9 protein-coding genes and 1 other RNA gene are annotated in these 14,410 nt (G+C 55.6%); 3 read left to right on the top strand and 7 right to left on the bottom strand.

The annotated features are described in order from the left end of the window. Nucleotides 1-86: 86 nt before the first annotated feature. Nucleotides 87-1,046, bottom strand: a complete 960-nt coding sequence (locus ACQCLF_RS03160; RefSeq protein WP_426984853.1) for a DUF932 domain-containing protein — start codon at nt 1,044-1,046, stop codon at nt 87-89. 72 nt (nt 1,047-1,118) lie between these two features. Further along, nucleotides 1,119-1,424: a hypothetical protein gene (locus ACQCLF_RS03155; protein ID WP_265367086.1), complete on the bottom strand. Its 306-nt coding sequence runs from the start codon at nt 1,422-1,424 to the stop codon at nt 1,119-1,121. A 279-nt stretch (nt 1,425-1,703) separates the two neighbouring features. Between ACQCLF_RS03155 and ACQCLF_RS03150 the strand changes: the two genes are divergently transcribed. From ACQCLF_RS03150 to ACQCLF_RS03140, 3 genes are all read left to right on the top strand, one after another. After that, nucleotides 1,704-2,609, top strand: coding sequence for a helix-turn-helix transcriptional regulator (locus ACQCLF_RS03150; protein WP_265367087.1), 906 nt, complete (start codon nt 1,704-1,706; stop codon nt 2,607-2,609). Nucleotide 2,610: 1 nt separating this feature from the next. Continuing rightward, nucleotides 2,611-4,689 (top strand): RecQ family ATP-dependent DNA helicase, encoded by a 2,079-nt coding sequence (locus tag ACQCLF_RS03145; RefSeq protein ID WP_265367088.1) that lies wholly within the window; start codon nt 2,611-2,613, stop codon nt 4,687-4,689. Between the two features lie 122 nt (nt 4,690-4,811). Beyond that, nucleotides 4,812-6,029: a DNA-processing protein DprA gene (locus tag ACQCLF_RS03140; protein WP_265367089.1), complete on the top strand. Its 1,218-nt coding sequence runs from the start codon at nt 4,812-4,814 to the stop codon at nt 6,027-6,029. A 316-nt stretch (nt 6,030-6,345) separates the two neighbouring features. Here ACQCLF_RS03140 and ACQCLF_RS03135 read toward each other — a convergent pair whose 3' ends face one another. From ACQCLF_RS03135 to ACQCLF_RS03115, 5 genes are all read right to left on the bottom strand, one after another. Beyond that, nucleotides 6,346-8,088 (bottom strand): hypothetical protein, encoded by a 1,743-nt coding sequence (locus tag ACQCLF_RS03135; protein ID WP_265367090.1) that lies wholly within the window; start codon nt 8,086-8,088, stop codon nt 6,346-6,348. Between the two features lie 226 nt (nt 8,089-8,314). After that, nucleotides 8,315-9,556 (bottom strand): integrase domain-containing protein, encoded by a 1,242-nt coding sequence (locus tag ACQCLF_RS03130; RefSeq protein WP_426984852.1) that lies wholly within the window; start codon nt 9,554-9,556, stop codon nt 8,315-8,317. 185 nt (nt 9,557-9,741) lie between these two features. Further along, nucleotides 9,742-10,098: a transfer-messenger RNA gene (gene ssrA, locus ACQCLF_RS03125) on the bottom strand. 97 nt (nt 10,099-10,195) lie between these two features. Continuing rightward, on the bottom strand, nt 10,196-11,350 hold the full coding sequence (locus tag ACQCLF_RS03120) for an OmpA family protein (protein ID WP_426984851.1): 1,155 nt from the start codon (nt 11,348-11,350) through the stop codon (nt 10,196-10,198). A 477-nt stretch (nt 11,351-11,827) separates the two neighbouring features. Beyond that, nucleotides 11,828-14,356, bottom strand: coding sequence for a carbohydrate-binding protein (locus ACQCLF_RS03115; RefSeq protein ID WP_426984850.1), 2,529 nt, complete (start codon nt 14,354-14,356; stop codon nt 11,828-11,830). Nucleotides 14,357-14,410 lie beyond the last annotated feature (54 nt).

The raw sequence follows: 14,410 nt of genomic DNA, 5'->3' as shown, positions 1-14,410 counted from the left end.
GCACAAAAGCCCCAGCCACGCGTGTCGGTGGCTGGGGCTTCTATGAGGTTGACGGTAAGTAAAGAAGGAAGAGTGGAGCCGTGGGCTCAGGCGACCATCAGCAGGGCCTCGTCCAGGGCCCGCCCTTTGAGCGCCGCGCCCTGGCCGAACCAGGCGGAGTCCAGCCGGTTGTCCTGGCTGCGTGCCCGGCGCTCGTGGTCCACAAACTGAGTGACGGCATTGAGCAGGCCATAGGCGGTGCCTTTGGAAGAGGCGAGGTCCGCCCCCAGGCCTTGGCCGTCATACAGCGCCTGTACGCGCGCCATATTGCGCTCGGTGCCCTTGCTGATGGAGGCCTTGTCCGGATCACCCAAGACCCGCAGCAGGAAGTGGCGCACCTCGCTGTCTTTAACAGAGCGGTTGCTCAAGTGCTTCATCCGGTACATGAACTCATCCCACGCGGAGACGGTAATGCCCAGCGACCGCTTGACCGCCTCGGCATCAAACACCGAGCGGTGGGGCACCTTCACCGCGCCTGAGCCGCTGCCCAGCGCCACGGCCAGGGTGTTGTTGCACACCACCCGCACACTGGTGAACTGGGCGGTAGTGGCCATAGTCCCGTCACAGGCGGTGGCCAGCAGCACATAGCCCTTGGTGGTGTCCTTGCCCTTGAGCGTGGTGGACTGCCCGGTGCTGGCCAGGGCCCAGAGCTTGCGCCCGCCCTTGAGCACGCCCGCTGTCTCCAGCTCGAAGCCTGAGCGTTCGGTCAGATCCCGGTAGAACTCCAGAATCTCCCGAGGCTGGACCACCTTGTAGCGGTTACCCACCACCGACAGCGGGTCATGGGTGTCCGAGCGATACAGCACCTTGTGATCGTCAAAGGGCTTGATCTCGCCAAGGTACTCACGCTGCCCGGCGATAAAGCGCACCGGGGACTCCTGGATCTCCCAGTCCATGCCGGCCTGAATGACCCAGTCATCAATGGGGAGGCCGGAATCCAATTGACGACCCAGGCCGTGCCAGGGGGTCTGGCCAACATAGGCCATGTTTTCAACGAGGTGTGCCATAGTGATTCTCCTACGGAATAAAGGGCTCAGACCGATAGCGGTCTGAGCAAATTTTGATCAGTGGGGGGGGAGCTAAAACCGGTGCTCGCAGCCCAGGCAGCGGTAGGCCTGGAACACCTCCTCATCCAGCTTGTCTCCAAGCTTAACGCCGACGGCGCAGCCCGAGAGCCCGCCCACAATGGCGCCAAGCACCGCGCCCGAGGCGGCACCCGCTGGTCCCGCGATAGCTCCGACGGTGTAGCCCAGTCGGGCGCCGCTAGTAGCACTAATGGCCCCGCTGATGGCGCCAGCGGTTGTGCCAACGGTGCCACCGACCTTGCGGCCATAGCGGCTGGGTATAATGCGGTGGGAATCACAACGAGGGCATGCGGTGTGCATAGCCGTATCTCCTATATCAACCAGGGTTTACCGGCGTGCTGGGGCCGGGGTCATGGGGGTGATATAGGTTTGAAACTGTCTGGGATTCGGTTGCCGAGCTGGAGAGGGGGGGCGATTAATTACGAACTAATATGTGACTAACAAATAAATCGCGATAGGCGTGTCATCATCATTATGATAAGGTTATTATTATAATGATTTTGTGAACGGGTTTCTGGGTGGACCATGTACTTCCCGTAATAACCACAAGCAGTCGCCAACTCGAACGAGCCGGCCCAGATGCCGAACCACAAGCTTGCAGATTTAACACAGCCACAACGTGATCGGCTCGCATTCGTAGAATTGCGTTTGCGCTTTGTCGGGGAGATGCGCCGCCAAGATTCGGTCGCGCGGTTTGGTATTCAGTCTGCCGCAGCATCTAGAGACCTCGCGCTTTACAGAGACTTGGCTCCTAACAACATTAAGTACGACTCCAAGGGCAAGTCCTATATCTTGGGTGCGGGCTTCCGGCCCGTGTTTGACTTCCCCCCCGAGCGGGTGCTGTCGTGGCTGACTCAAGGCTTTGGAGATGGAGAGCCCGTGCGGCTGAAAGCGTGGGTTGCCAGTGAGAGCCCGTCACGAGCCACACCAATAGACTTGGATGTGCTCGCGAGTGTAACTCGGGCTATCTATCAAGAGTGTCCACTTGGCATCGAGCACCACTCGATTTCTAGTGGCCGCTCTGAGCGTGAGATCGTCCCTTTCGCGTTGATCGATAACGGCTTTTGTTGGCTCGTCCGTGCATTCGACCGGAGGACTAATGAATTTCGGGATTTCGCTCTCAGCAGAATTAGACAACCCGTGGTGCTCAAAGGACAGATAGTGGCGCCACACGAGGCCAGCAATCAGGATATTCAGTGGGCCCGGACCGTTGAATTGGAGTTGGTTCCACATCCTGACCAGCCTAGGCCGGAGATCACCGAAATGGACTTTGGTATGCGGGGAGGCGTGCTACGGATCAAGCTGAGGGCTGCCACAGCCGGTTACATCCTTCGCCAATTGAACGTCGACTGCTCACCCGACCACAGTCTGCGTTCTAAGGAATTCAGGCTGTGGCTAAAAGATTACCAGCCGCTGTGCGGTGTTCAGAATGCTTTGGTGGCGCCCGGCTATCGCTCGCCCGACCAGATCAAAGGAGAGTATTGACGTGGCTTACAACCCAAAACGCGCCCTGGAACTTCTCCGGATCGGATCCGGGAGCGCTGACGCCACATTCCGTGAGGATCAAGAAGATGCCATTCGTCACATTGTCGAAGGCAGAGGCCGCTTGCTCGTAGTGCAGAAAACCGGGTGGGGTAAGAGCTTTGTTTACTTCATTGCGACCAAGTTGCTGCGAGAAGCGGGTGCCGGTCCTGCGCTGCTTATCTCGCCGCTACTGGCACTGATGCGAAATCAAATTACTGCGGCGGAGCGGATGGGAGTTCGCGCGGGCACCATTAATTCCGACAACAGGGACGAGTGGACCTCAGTTGAGGGAGAGCTAGCTAACGGCGAAATCGATATTTTATTGATCTCACCCGAGCGGCTCGCAAGTGAGCGCTTTCGTACTCAGATGCTGGCAGGTATAGCTGCGCAAATTTCTCTGCTGGTCATTGACGAAGCGCACTGCATTTCCGATTGGGGGCATGACTTCCGCCCTCACTATCGACTGCTGGAGCGTATTGTCAAGACTTTACCCTCCAATCTTCGGCTCTTGGCTACTACGGCGACCGCGAACAACAGGGTGATGGACGATCTCACTGCGGTTCTTGGCCCGAACCTTGACGTGTCCCGTGGCGACCTCAATCGCAGCTCTCTTTCGTTGCAGGCCATCCACTTACCCAGCCAGGCCGAGCGACTCGCCTGGCTGGCAGAGCAACTCGTAACGCTGCAGGGTCACGGCATCATCTATACATTGACGGTGAGAGACGCCAATCAAGTGGCTGAATGGCTAAAAGCCCAAGGTTTTAACGTGGCGGCCTACACCGGCGAAACGGGTGACCGTAGAGAGCAACTGGAGCAGGCGCTGCTCAATAACCGAGTAAAAGCGCTGGTTGCGACAACGGCTTTGGGGATGGGTTACGATAAGCCCGATTTGGCGTTTGTGATCCACTACCAAATGCCAGGTTCGGTGGTCGCCTACTATCAGCAGGTTGGTCGCGCGGGACGTGCGTTGGACGCCGCCTATGGCGTGCTGCTCAGTGGCGAGGAAGAGCGCGGCATTATGGACTGGTTTATCCGCAGTGCCTTCCCGACCCGGCAGGAAGTTGCCGATGTTCTTGAGGCGCTTGAAGACGAGCCGAATGGCCTGTCCGTCCCTGAGCTGCTGAGTCGAGTCAACCTCAGCAAGAAGCGAGTCGAGAAGACGATTGCACTTCTCTCACTCGAAGCTCCAGCGCCCATCGCCAAACAAGGCAGTAAATGGCAGCTCACAGCCGCAGTGCTGGGTGAAGGCTTCTGGGATAGAACGGAACGATTGACCGCGTTACGGCTAGCCGAGCACCAGCAAATGGAGGAATATGTTAGACTGCCGTTTGGTGATCACATGGAATTCCTGATCGACGCGCTTGACGGCGACCCGCACAGCGTCACGAAACCAGCCTTACCACCTCTGCCCGCCGTTGTGGATGCTGAGCTGGTCAGAGCTGCCGTCGCATTTCTTCGCCGAACCACCTTGCCTATAGAGCCGCGCAAAAAATGGCCCGATGGTGGGATGCCTTTGTACGATGTTAGGGGCCACATTGCTCCCGCATTCCGAGCTGAACCGGGTAAAGCGTTATGCGTTTGGGGTGATGCCGGCTGGGGGCGCATTGTTCGAGATAACCGGTACCGAGATGGTTACTTTTCGGATCAGCTGGTTCAGGCATGCGCTGAAATGATTGCTCAGTGGCGGCCGCATCCAGTTCCGGAATGGGTCACTGCTATCCCGTCTCTAAAACACCCCGAGATTGTTCCGAATTTCGCAGAAAGACTGGCAGGCTCGCTAGGGCTTCCTTTCCATGAAGTGCTAGTGAAAACGGAAGACAGACCAGAGCAGAAGACCATGGCAAATGCCACTCAGCAAGCACGCAACCTCGACGGTTCGCTCAGATTAGTGGAACTGCCCATTCCTAGTGGGCCCGTTCTCCTCGTGGATGACATTGTCAATTCCCGATGGACCCTCACGGTGGCGGCATGGCTTCTGCGACTGGGGGGGAGTGGTGAGGTGTTCCCAGTGGCCCTTTCACAAACGGGGCATAACGAATAATGCGATCCCTCTCACCTAACACTCAGGCTATCCTTTTACTGACGGCGCCGCTCATTGTTGGACGTGGGGCTCGGTCCCCTGATCTGTTGTCGCCAGGGGAATACAAACGGCTTGCGCAACATTTGCGCGATATTAAGCGCCAGCCAGCAGATCTTGTTTCCCCAGCTGCTCTTGAGGTCATGCGTGAATGCCAACCAGTAATTGACGAGGGGCGCCTGCAGCGATTACTGAAGCGTGGGTTTCTACTGAGTCAGGTGATCGAGCACTGGCAGTCACGTGCAATTTGGGTGGTTAGTCGTGCGGATCCCGAGTACCCACGCCGCTTGAAGGCCCGTCTCAGAGAGGACGCGCCAGCGGTGCTTTACGGTTGTGGCGATATTAGTATATTAGAAACTGGTGGGCTTGCCGTCGTGGGTTCGCGCCGGGTGAGCGATGACTTGGTTGATTACACCATGTCTGTCGGAAGCCTGGCTGCCAGCGCAGGTCGGACCGTCATCTCGGGGGGGGCTAGGGGCGTTGATCAAGCCGCCATGCGAGGTGCTTCGGAATCAGGTGGAAAGGTGATTGGCGTTCTTGCTGAAAACCTTGAAAAGACCGTCATGAATCGTGAGGAAAGAAATCGTTTGCGTGGCGGCAATTTGGTACTCGTTTCTGCTTACGATCCAAGTGCTGGATTTAATGTTGGCCACGCTATGCAGAGAAACAAGCTGATTTACGCATTAGCAGACACCTCACTAGTGGTCAGTTCTGATCTCAAAAAAGGTGGTACTTGGGCGGGCGCCGAAGAGCAGCTCGATAAACTAAAATTCGTGCCGGTCTTCGTTCGATCAACGGGTGAGTCATCTGCCGCTCTGGATGCTCTGCGCGAGAAAGGCGCACTTCCTTGGCCGAACCCACAAGACGTGGCTTCGTTAGATGACGTGTTCAATGTGGCGATGCCTACGACGTTTCCACAGGCCGATTTGCCGTTGTTTTCGAGCGAGGAGGCGCCGTCAGTCGACACTCAGTCATCACCACCTGTTAACGTTGCCGCAGCTGGGCAACTAGCCGCAGTGGTGGAATGCTTGCCATCCATAACGCTAGGTTCAGCTGCACAGGTAGACGTTTCCACGGAAACTCCACAGCCGGAGTTGACCCCAGCCGAAGCGCTCTTTGCAGTCGTGCGTGAAGCCATTCAGCAACTCGCGAGTGAGCCGGTGAAGGACACCGAGGTGGCCGCTGCGTTGGACGTCTCAAACGCGCAGGCCAAGGAATGGCTAACTCGTCTGGTCAAAGAAGGTGTGCTGGAAAAGAAAAAGAAGCCGGTTAGCTATATAGTCAAGCAGAAACGCCTGCTCTAGTAGCTGGGAGAGAATATGAGTACAAGCCGAAGTACGACGGCTTCGATGATATAAGAGAGCCACGTGCTTAGCCGAAATGTCCAGCCAGGCCTAGTACGCAGCTGATTTCGGGGCATGCACTTCCTCACTGTTACTCTCCAAGCGCACCGGCGATGTTTCTTGGTTGGGAATACCAGGAAGCCCTTAATGTTTCCAAATGTTTCCGCCATTGATATCGTTGTGGTGGATTTGGCAGAAAGGGCGGAAACGTCAAAGTCCTAAGAGATGACTACTTACGGCGGCCACCAAGGACTGTGTCCCCATGTGGGACCTAGTGTCATAGAAGGCTACTAGATATGCATATGTCGTCTACGTTGACATTACATGTGGCGTTCATAAAGAGGTCATACTGCTCCTTTGTTGTTTCTCCAAATGCTCCAGACTCGATATACCTTGCCGCGATGTTGTCGGGTCGGTGAATCGGCATTCTTTCCCCGATAGACCTTACCTTTTCATCGTTATTCGTTAACTGGATGATACTGCCGTTCTCCAGAATGTTCCTAAACGTGTTCCAATCATAAAAGTGTATTTCGTCGTGAGTGTATAAATTGAGGAATGGCTGGTTGTGTAGTACGATGAAATGGCTGTTTTCTGGAGTTGCAGAAAAGGCAGGTGTTCGCTTCAGTCTATCTCTAATGCTTTGGTGCATCATGTTGTCCCGTAATACTTTTAGCTGTCTATAGCCTTTCCTGCAGTCATCACCATCATTGGCGAAGAATTTTATTTGCTCCGAGAGATAGGTGGGTGTCCAGGTCAATTTATATTTGATTTGAATGAAAAAAAATAGAGATTTTTCGGTGTCATGGAGTATTACGTCAACATCATAGCCAGTTATTGCGGCTTTCGGGCCCGGTGGGGCGAGCCCCTCATAAGCGGTATAGCCGTAGCGTTGGAGCCCTTTTAGGTGATTCAAAATGTGGTTTTCGAAGGCTTTCGATATGCCGTTAATGAATGTGTCTTCAGGGGAGTAGTATTTTGGATGTAGATATCCCATTAACTTCCTGATGCCGTACCTGAATTGTAAAGTCCCTCTGTGATAATGATCGCCTTTCAAGGATATGAAGTTGCTTGCGAGTCCAAATTGAGGCGGCTGCTGATCCAGCATTCCGTCAATGAATTCAATTGTTTCATCTGGTATAAGTCTTTGCCTATGAATCCAGGATTTTTCGATACGGTCAGAGTGGCGAGACCTTGCTTCGATCAGCACCGCAAGTCCAATGAGATCTCTAATTAATTTGTACTTTGGTTGCCTCCTGAGCTCACTCGTGAGGCAGCTTTGCGATATAGAGAATGCTTTATCTAATACACGATCTACAGCCTCCACGAAAAGCAGTGGCGGAATCCGTGTGTTCATGAATGGTTCAAATCGGCTTATTAACCATGCCATGTCTGCCAGCTGTGAGTGGTACTCTAGTAGTTCGGACGCCCAGTAGGTAGTAATGAACGTAGAAAAAGTGCTGTTTCTATATAAAAGTATACTATTCGAACTTGCCTTGATCCGGTAGAACCGACTCTTTAGAAGCCAGTACACTTCGCTTAAGTGGTAAAGCGCCCATAGATGTGGGCTTTCTGAAATCGGGAGATCGTAACCTGGGGGAAGTCCTAGGGACTCACTGATGCGGCTGGTGTGATAGCTACTTTTGGCCGCATAGTGCGCTAAGAGGAAGGCTTCGGTGAATTCTATATCGCCACCTTCCTTGGAAGTTATAGGGGTTGTTGCTAGGACGTAGTGCTGAGCGAGGGCGTTTATGCACCTGTCTAGGTTGTGTGGGCTGGGCTCTAAGTCCGTAAGTTTTAATTGTAAAAGTTCTTTTTGGGCTCCTTTTCTGAGCTTTACCAATAATTGAGTGAAGATATTTATTAGATCTTCTTCAGAAACAAATCTGCGTAGCATGGGAATTTTGAAAAGTAGTCGGCCTTTTAGGCTCGGCTTCTTGTAGAGCTGTTCGAGTATTACTCCATTTTTTATCGGATTGTCGATAAACCCCAGTAGGTATTCGCAGTTGTTTTCATAAAGCATAGGCGAACTTATTCATTTTCAGTTTTCACAATAAATTATTCGAATACATCGCGGTAATCTAGCGAGGATACAGAGCTGCGCCGCAGCATTTCGAATAGGCAGAAATCGGGCAATCTCTTCTATGATGGCTTGAGAAAAGGTTTTACCCAAGAGAGACGGTGACATGACGCGATCCAGAATCACTTGCGTTGTGCGGCCCGAGCTTTGGCTCTTGAGAATAGCTCTGTTATCCATTTGCCACCCTTAGAGAAGGGCTTTGACTAGCTGATAGAGAGCCTATCGAAGCCTTTTCGATCTGCTGACTCCAAACCTCCATGAGTTCTCTTCGGGATTCCAGGTAGTCTGTCCGGTTGTAGTCGCCACGCACGCTGCTATCGACGTGTGCCAAGCACACCTCAATCAGCTCCGGGTCCTGCCTCATCTCATTCAGCACGGTACTGGCCAGTGCTCGTAAGCCGTGGCTGACAAGCTTGCCCCCATAGCCCATGCGCTTAAGCGCCATATTGGCGGTTTGGCTATTGGTGTGGGTTCGTGGGTTGCGGTCAGATGGAAACAGGTGCTCCCGGTGCCCACTAATTGGTTTTAATGCTTCCAGCAGCGCCAGGCTTTGCTCCGTTAGTGGCACTATGTGCTCTTTTCTCTTTTTCATCCGCTCGGCAGGTATTGTCCATAACCGCTTCTCGAAGTCGATTTCTTCCCAGCGGGCGCCAGCCGCTTCCGAGGGGCGTGTCATGGTGTGTAGCTGCCATTCGATCAGCAGGCGAGTGACTCGCTTGATGCTGGCGTTGGCGATGGTTTGCACCAGCTCCGGCAATTCTTCCGGCTTGATGGTGGGCATATTCTTCTTCTTGGGTTTTAGGAAGGCCTCCCTTATGCCGCTGAGCGGGTTGGTTGGTAGGTACCCACTATTTGTGGCGTGAGTCATGATTTCGTTTAGCCGCTGACATAGGCGCTTGACGGTTTCGAGGCTGCCTTTGGCTTCAATAGGGCGTAGGACATCAATCACCTGTGGAGCGCTAACGTCGGTAATCGGTATGTGGGCCAGCTTGGGGAAAATGTGGATCTCCAGTGACTTCCAGGAGTCGGCTGCATGGTCGGCGGTTACACGGGACTTCTTCAGCTCAATCCACTCTTCGGCGACCTTGCGCAAGGTGTTGCTGGTCTCCAGCTTCCTTTGCAGTGCTTCTTTGTCTCGGTGCGCTTTGGGGTCGATACCCTGGGCAACGAGTGCGCGGCTCTCTTTGGTTTTTTCGCGAGCTTGAGCGAGGCTGATCTCGGGGTAACTACCCAGCCCCATGTTGACTCGTTTCTTGGAGATGGGGTGTCGGTAGTTGAAGTTCCACAGGCGTGAGCCGTTGGTACGCACGCGCAGTTGAAGGCCACCCCCATCGGACAGGACGTAGTCTTTGTCTCGAGGCTTGGCGGCGGCGACCTGCTTGGCCTTCAGGGTGGTGGTGTAGGTGCTCATTGGGTATTCCAGACTGCCATTTGGTATTCCAAAATATAGCATTGGGCGCCATGGAATACCACTTGGAATACCTGGGGTGTCGGTTGTTGCTGGATCTTATCGGACGTTAATGGACTGAAAAACCACGTAACTTCTTGATTTTAGGCACAAAAAAAGACGTCCTAGGACGTCTTTAGATGTGGTGATGGTGGAGGCGGGGGGAGTTGAACCCCCGTCCGCCGGTACTCCGCTCGCGGCTCTACATGCTTAGCGTCCGTCTATTGATTTAACCATTTGCAGCCCAACGGCCAGGACGCAAACAGCGAGCCTGTTAAAGTTTTAGCGGTTCCACCACAGGCATGCTTCACCGCGATCCAGTTCTATATGACAGTCAATAACGCGGTACTGGCACCTTGCTATTGACCGCTAGCGGGGTTTAAGCCGCTAGAGCGTAGTTGTCGTCGTTGGCAACTAGTAATGTGCAGCTTTGGATTTACGTGATTGGCTGCCATCACGACATGCACCTTGAGTTTTGTTACCGGCGTCGAATCCAAATCGCCCCCTTTGAAACTGTCAAACCGCTATAACCGGTTTGATGACGCAGGGCCGAGCATTGTAGGCCGCCCGTGGTGAAATCACAAGCGGCCTCGCGAGCTCCGGTTACTCGTCGCGCGTTTCTTTACGGGTCACATCTGCGCTGATTTCAGCGACGACGCGGCGGTTGCGTTCGCGGCCGTCCTCGGTGCTATTGTCCGCGACGGGACGCTCTTCGCCGTGACCGACGGCACGTACACGACTCTCGGGCAGACCGAAGCGGGTGACCAGGATTTCACGAACGGCGTTGGCACGACGCTGTGACAGGTCCTGATTGTAGGCGGCGGCACCGGTGCTGTCGGTGTGCCCCTCTACGGTAACGCGAGTCTGATCGAACTGTTTCATGAAGTCGGCTACCTGGCGAACTTCAGGAATGAACTCCTCGCGGACTTCGGCACTGTTGGTGGCGAACTGTACACGCATTTCAATGGAGACGTTCTCGGTCAGCTCTACCGGACAACCGGTGTCATCCACGCGGTATTCCTGAGCGGTGTTGGGGCACTGGTCGCGATGATCCGGCACACCGTCATTGTCGCTGTCCAGGGCGCAGCCGTTGCTGTCGACGCTGATGCCGCGCGGCGTGTTGGGGCAGCGGTCACGGTTGTCGGGGACGTTGTCGCCATCGCTGTCTGCCGGGGCTTGTGGCGCCGGACGCTCAGCGGGCTTGTTGTCGCTGAAACCAAACAGGAAGCTGATGCCGGTGGTGATGGCGAAGTCGGTGTCTTCCGCGTCCAGGTTGTTGAATACGCGCATGTCGGTGCGCCACTGCCAGCGCTCGGCGAGGCGATATTTTACCCCGAGCCCCGCATTAATCAGCGTATCGTTGATGGAGGATCTCGGTGCGTAGGCCACACTTTCGAGTTCCTGATCCCCAATCCCGAACGCCAGGTAGGGGCGAGCGCGATCACCCGCGTCGCCCAGGTGATACAGGGCGTCGAGTCGGTACTGTTCGCCATCCACGTCAGGGGCTCCACCATTCCATTCGGTGTCGAATCGGGTGGCCATTAGTTCCAGCGCCCAGCGTTCGTTGAGATTCATGCCCAGGCCGAGGTTGTAATGGGTGGAGTCCTCAATCTGCTCGTCGAACAGGGTCCGACCGATACCGCCAAACAGTTCGAACTTGGGCTGGGAGTACTCCTGCGCCTGTGCGATTGGAACGGTGGCGAGAGGGGTGATTGCTAGTGCCAAACTGGCCAGTGAAATTCCAGATATACGTGCCATAGAAAAAGCTCCTGTTGTCTCCGTGGCGGGTTGGTAATAAGTATAGACGTTGTTGTAGATACGTTCCTGCTTCTCTAAAAGTTCTGTTGCTCTAAAAATTCGTTAGTCTCATTAAGGCGGCTGGCGACTATCGAGTTTAGGGTCGCCAGAATTGCCTTATCTGGTGGAACAGAAAGTTTAAAAAACCTAAAGTTCCGTCCGTTTTGTAGGAAAACTGTAGCATCGCCAAGGTGTTCACTGGTTGGGATTGATCGTCATCACAGTTTTATAAATTCGAAGGCTGAAAAGCGTCAAACGTGTCGAGCATTTTTACGTTTCGTTTGATGCTAATGACGCTCAGAATTAAGCAGGATGTGCAGGCTAATACACAAAGGTGCGCAGACTAAACAAATTGAAGGGAAAAGTGTAGAAAAAAGGCGGCCAAAGCCGCCTGAAAGCATTGTCTGCAAACGCTTTTTCGAGGAGGTGATGCGCCCGTTAAGGCTCGCTGATCTCCAGCCAGTTGAAATTCCAACCGCCCGCCAGCGCGTTGACACGCAGTGTGTGTTCTCCTGCGGGCAGATCAATTGTTCCGGTAACGGTCAGCCAGTTTTGCCAGCCTCCGGTGTTCGGGATGGCAACGGTGTCCAGTGGCTCGTCCTCCAGCAGCAGCTCAAAACCGTCGGAGCCGGCTTCGCTGGCGACCCGGTAGCGGATGGTGTATTGGCCCGCCGCGGGCACTGACACCCGATAGTCCAGCCAGTCTCCGGCGTCGATATAGCCGATGTTTTGCCCGCCGCCGGTGTCCGATGTGGTTTCCAGCTGGATGCCACTCATGTCGGTGTAAAACTCCGCTCGCAGGCGTCCGAGTGCCGGCACAGCGACATCCTCGGTGGCAACAGCCTCGCTGGGGTAACTGACGGCATAGTCCGCCAGGGCGCTGACCCGGTAGTGGCGTTTTTGGGTGGCGTGGCCGGTGTCGGTGAATGTGGTGCCCTGAACCTCCCCAATGGCACTGCCAACGGAGAGTTCCACGGCGCTGCGATAGATGCGATAGCCGGTGATCCGGTCATCATCGGGCGCGGTCCAGCTCAATTGCTGCCCGCCATTGGTGGTGAGGCTCAGTCCTTCTGGCGTGGGCGGCAAATCGAACAGCGTGGGGCTCTCCTCGGCGTTGAGCCAGGTCTTCAGAGGAGTGTGTACATCGTATTCCAGCGTCCCGAACGACTCGAACAGGGCTTCGATGTCTTCAAGGGGCGCGGTGTGGAAATTCAGTTGTGGGAGCACCGCGCCGGTAATGTCCGTGCCGTCCTCGGGCATTTCCTGCGCCAGGTAGATTTCGGCCCAGGCGCTGTCGCTGCCGTTGTCGCTGAACAATCCATCAAAGTGATAGGTCTCGCCACCGGTCAGGGTCACCGCCTGGTACAGCCCTCCGTTGGTATCGCTACTGCCCGTCAGGCGCAGGGCGGCGCCGTCGCCGTTTGTGGGGCGGGTATCGGCGTTGAAGTCCACTGAGATGTCGGCATCAGCTGTCCATAGGGTCCAGCCTTCGTCACTGCCAAAGTCTCCATTTACCAGCAGGTTGGTGTCGGAGCCGGCCAGGCGCAAGGCCAGGGAGTCCAGGCTGACATCCAGGGTTCCGCCGCAGCAGGCCCCTGCTTTGATAACCAGGTAATAGGTCTGTCCCCCCTCACCGGGCACGGTAAATTCCGGTGTGGCCGTACCACAGGCAGCGTCAAAGTCGCTGTCCCAACCGGCGCAGGCCCAGGTGTCGGCCTTGGTCAGCAGTCCCAGCCCCGGCTGGTTGGTGACCATGCCCCACGTGCCGGCGCCCTGTCCACCGGTGTTGCTCAGTACCTTATAGGACCAGTTGGTGGCGGCCCAATGGTATTGAGCGTAGGTATCGTAGGTGGCGCGCGTGATTTGTGCACCCTGCTCCAGGCCAAGTCCGGTCCAGGGCTGGAATTCGCCAATGAGAAAAGGCGTGTTCAATTCGCTCAGCCGGGTGTCCCACTCGCACACGCCACTGGTGCCGTCGGGGCCGCAGGTCAGCCAGTCGCGATGGACGTCGTAGCCGATTTCGCCCCAGCCGAAAATGCCTGGGTAGAAGTGCATTTCAAAAGCGACGTTGACCATATCGTGATCGGCGGGGTGGCCGTAGGCATCGATACCGGCGCTGTGGCCCGGAAGAATGATGATGTGGTTCGGGTCTACATCGCGCACCTTGTGATACAGGGTGGTAATGGTGTCCGCCAGGGTTTCGGGGGTGGTTCCCCAGGGCTCGTTCAGCAGGCCGTAGGCGGCGACCGTTTCATTATCCCGGTAGCGCTCGGCGATGTGTTCCCAGAGCCAGATGGTGCGGTCCTGGTAGTAACTGGCGGGTTCGCCATTGCCGCCGTCCCAGTACCAGTTGCGGTTCGCGCAGCCCGAATGGTGCTCCCAGCCCTGGCTGCCCGCCGCGCCGTGCAGGTCGAGAATGACGTACATACCGCGCGCCTCGGCCTCGGCGATGGCCTGATCCAGATAGTGCCAGGCATCGTCACGCAGGGTGTAAGGGTTGTGTTCGTCTTCAATCAGATTCCATAGAAAGGGCAGACGCACCACGTTCATGCCAAATTCTGCCAGTTGGTCCCAGTCGCGTTCTGTGATCCACTGGTCGCGGAACAGCGTCATCAGGCGCTCGCGCTCTTCGACGCCAAACCGCTCATCGAAAATGCCTTCCAGCGTACACTGGTCGTCCACGGCCTCAGTGCTCTGGCCCATCATCCAGAACTCTTGTAGCAACCAGTTGCCCAGGTTGGTGCCGCGCAGAGTGACGGTGTCGCCATCGGCGTTGACCCAGCGCGTGCCATCTGTGCTCAGCATCGAGAGTTCGTCGGGAGTGCCGGAGGGGTCACTGGATGATGAAGAATTGGAGGGTGGACGGTCGTTACTGGAGGAGCCGCAGCCGAACAGCAGGGCGGAACTCAGCAACACTGTGCCGAGGCAGGCGGCGGCTTTGCCGAAAGCCGGAACGTTAAGTGTCATGGTCTGACCTCATCTATTATGGTTATGGTGGCAATGAAAAAAGCCCCGCGAGCA

Origin of the sequence: Marinimicrobium sp. ARAG 43.8 (assembly GCF_050113635.1) — a bacterium.
Lineage (GTDB): Bacteria > Pseudomonadota > Gammaproteobacteria > Pseudomonadales > Cellvibrionaceae > Marinimicrobium.
The sequence above is the reverse complement of the archived record's forward strand: the minus strand, read 5'-3'. Positions and strand labels throughout refer to the sequence as shown.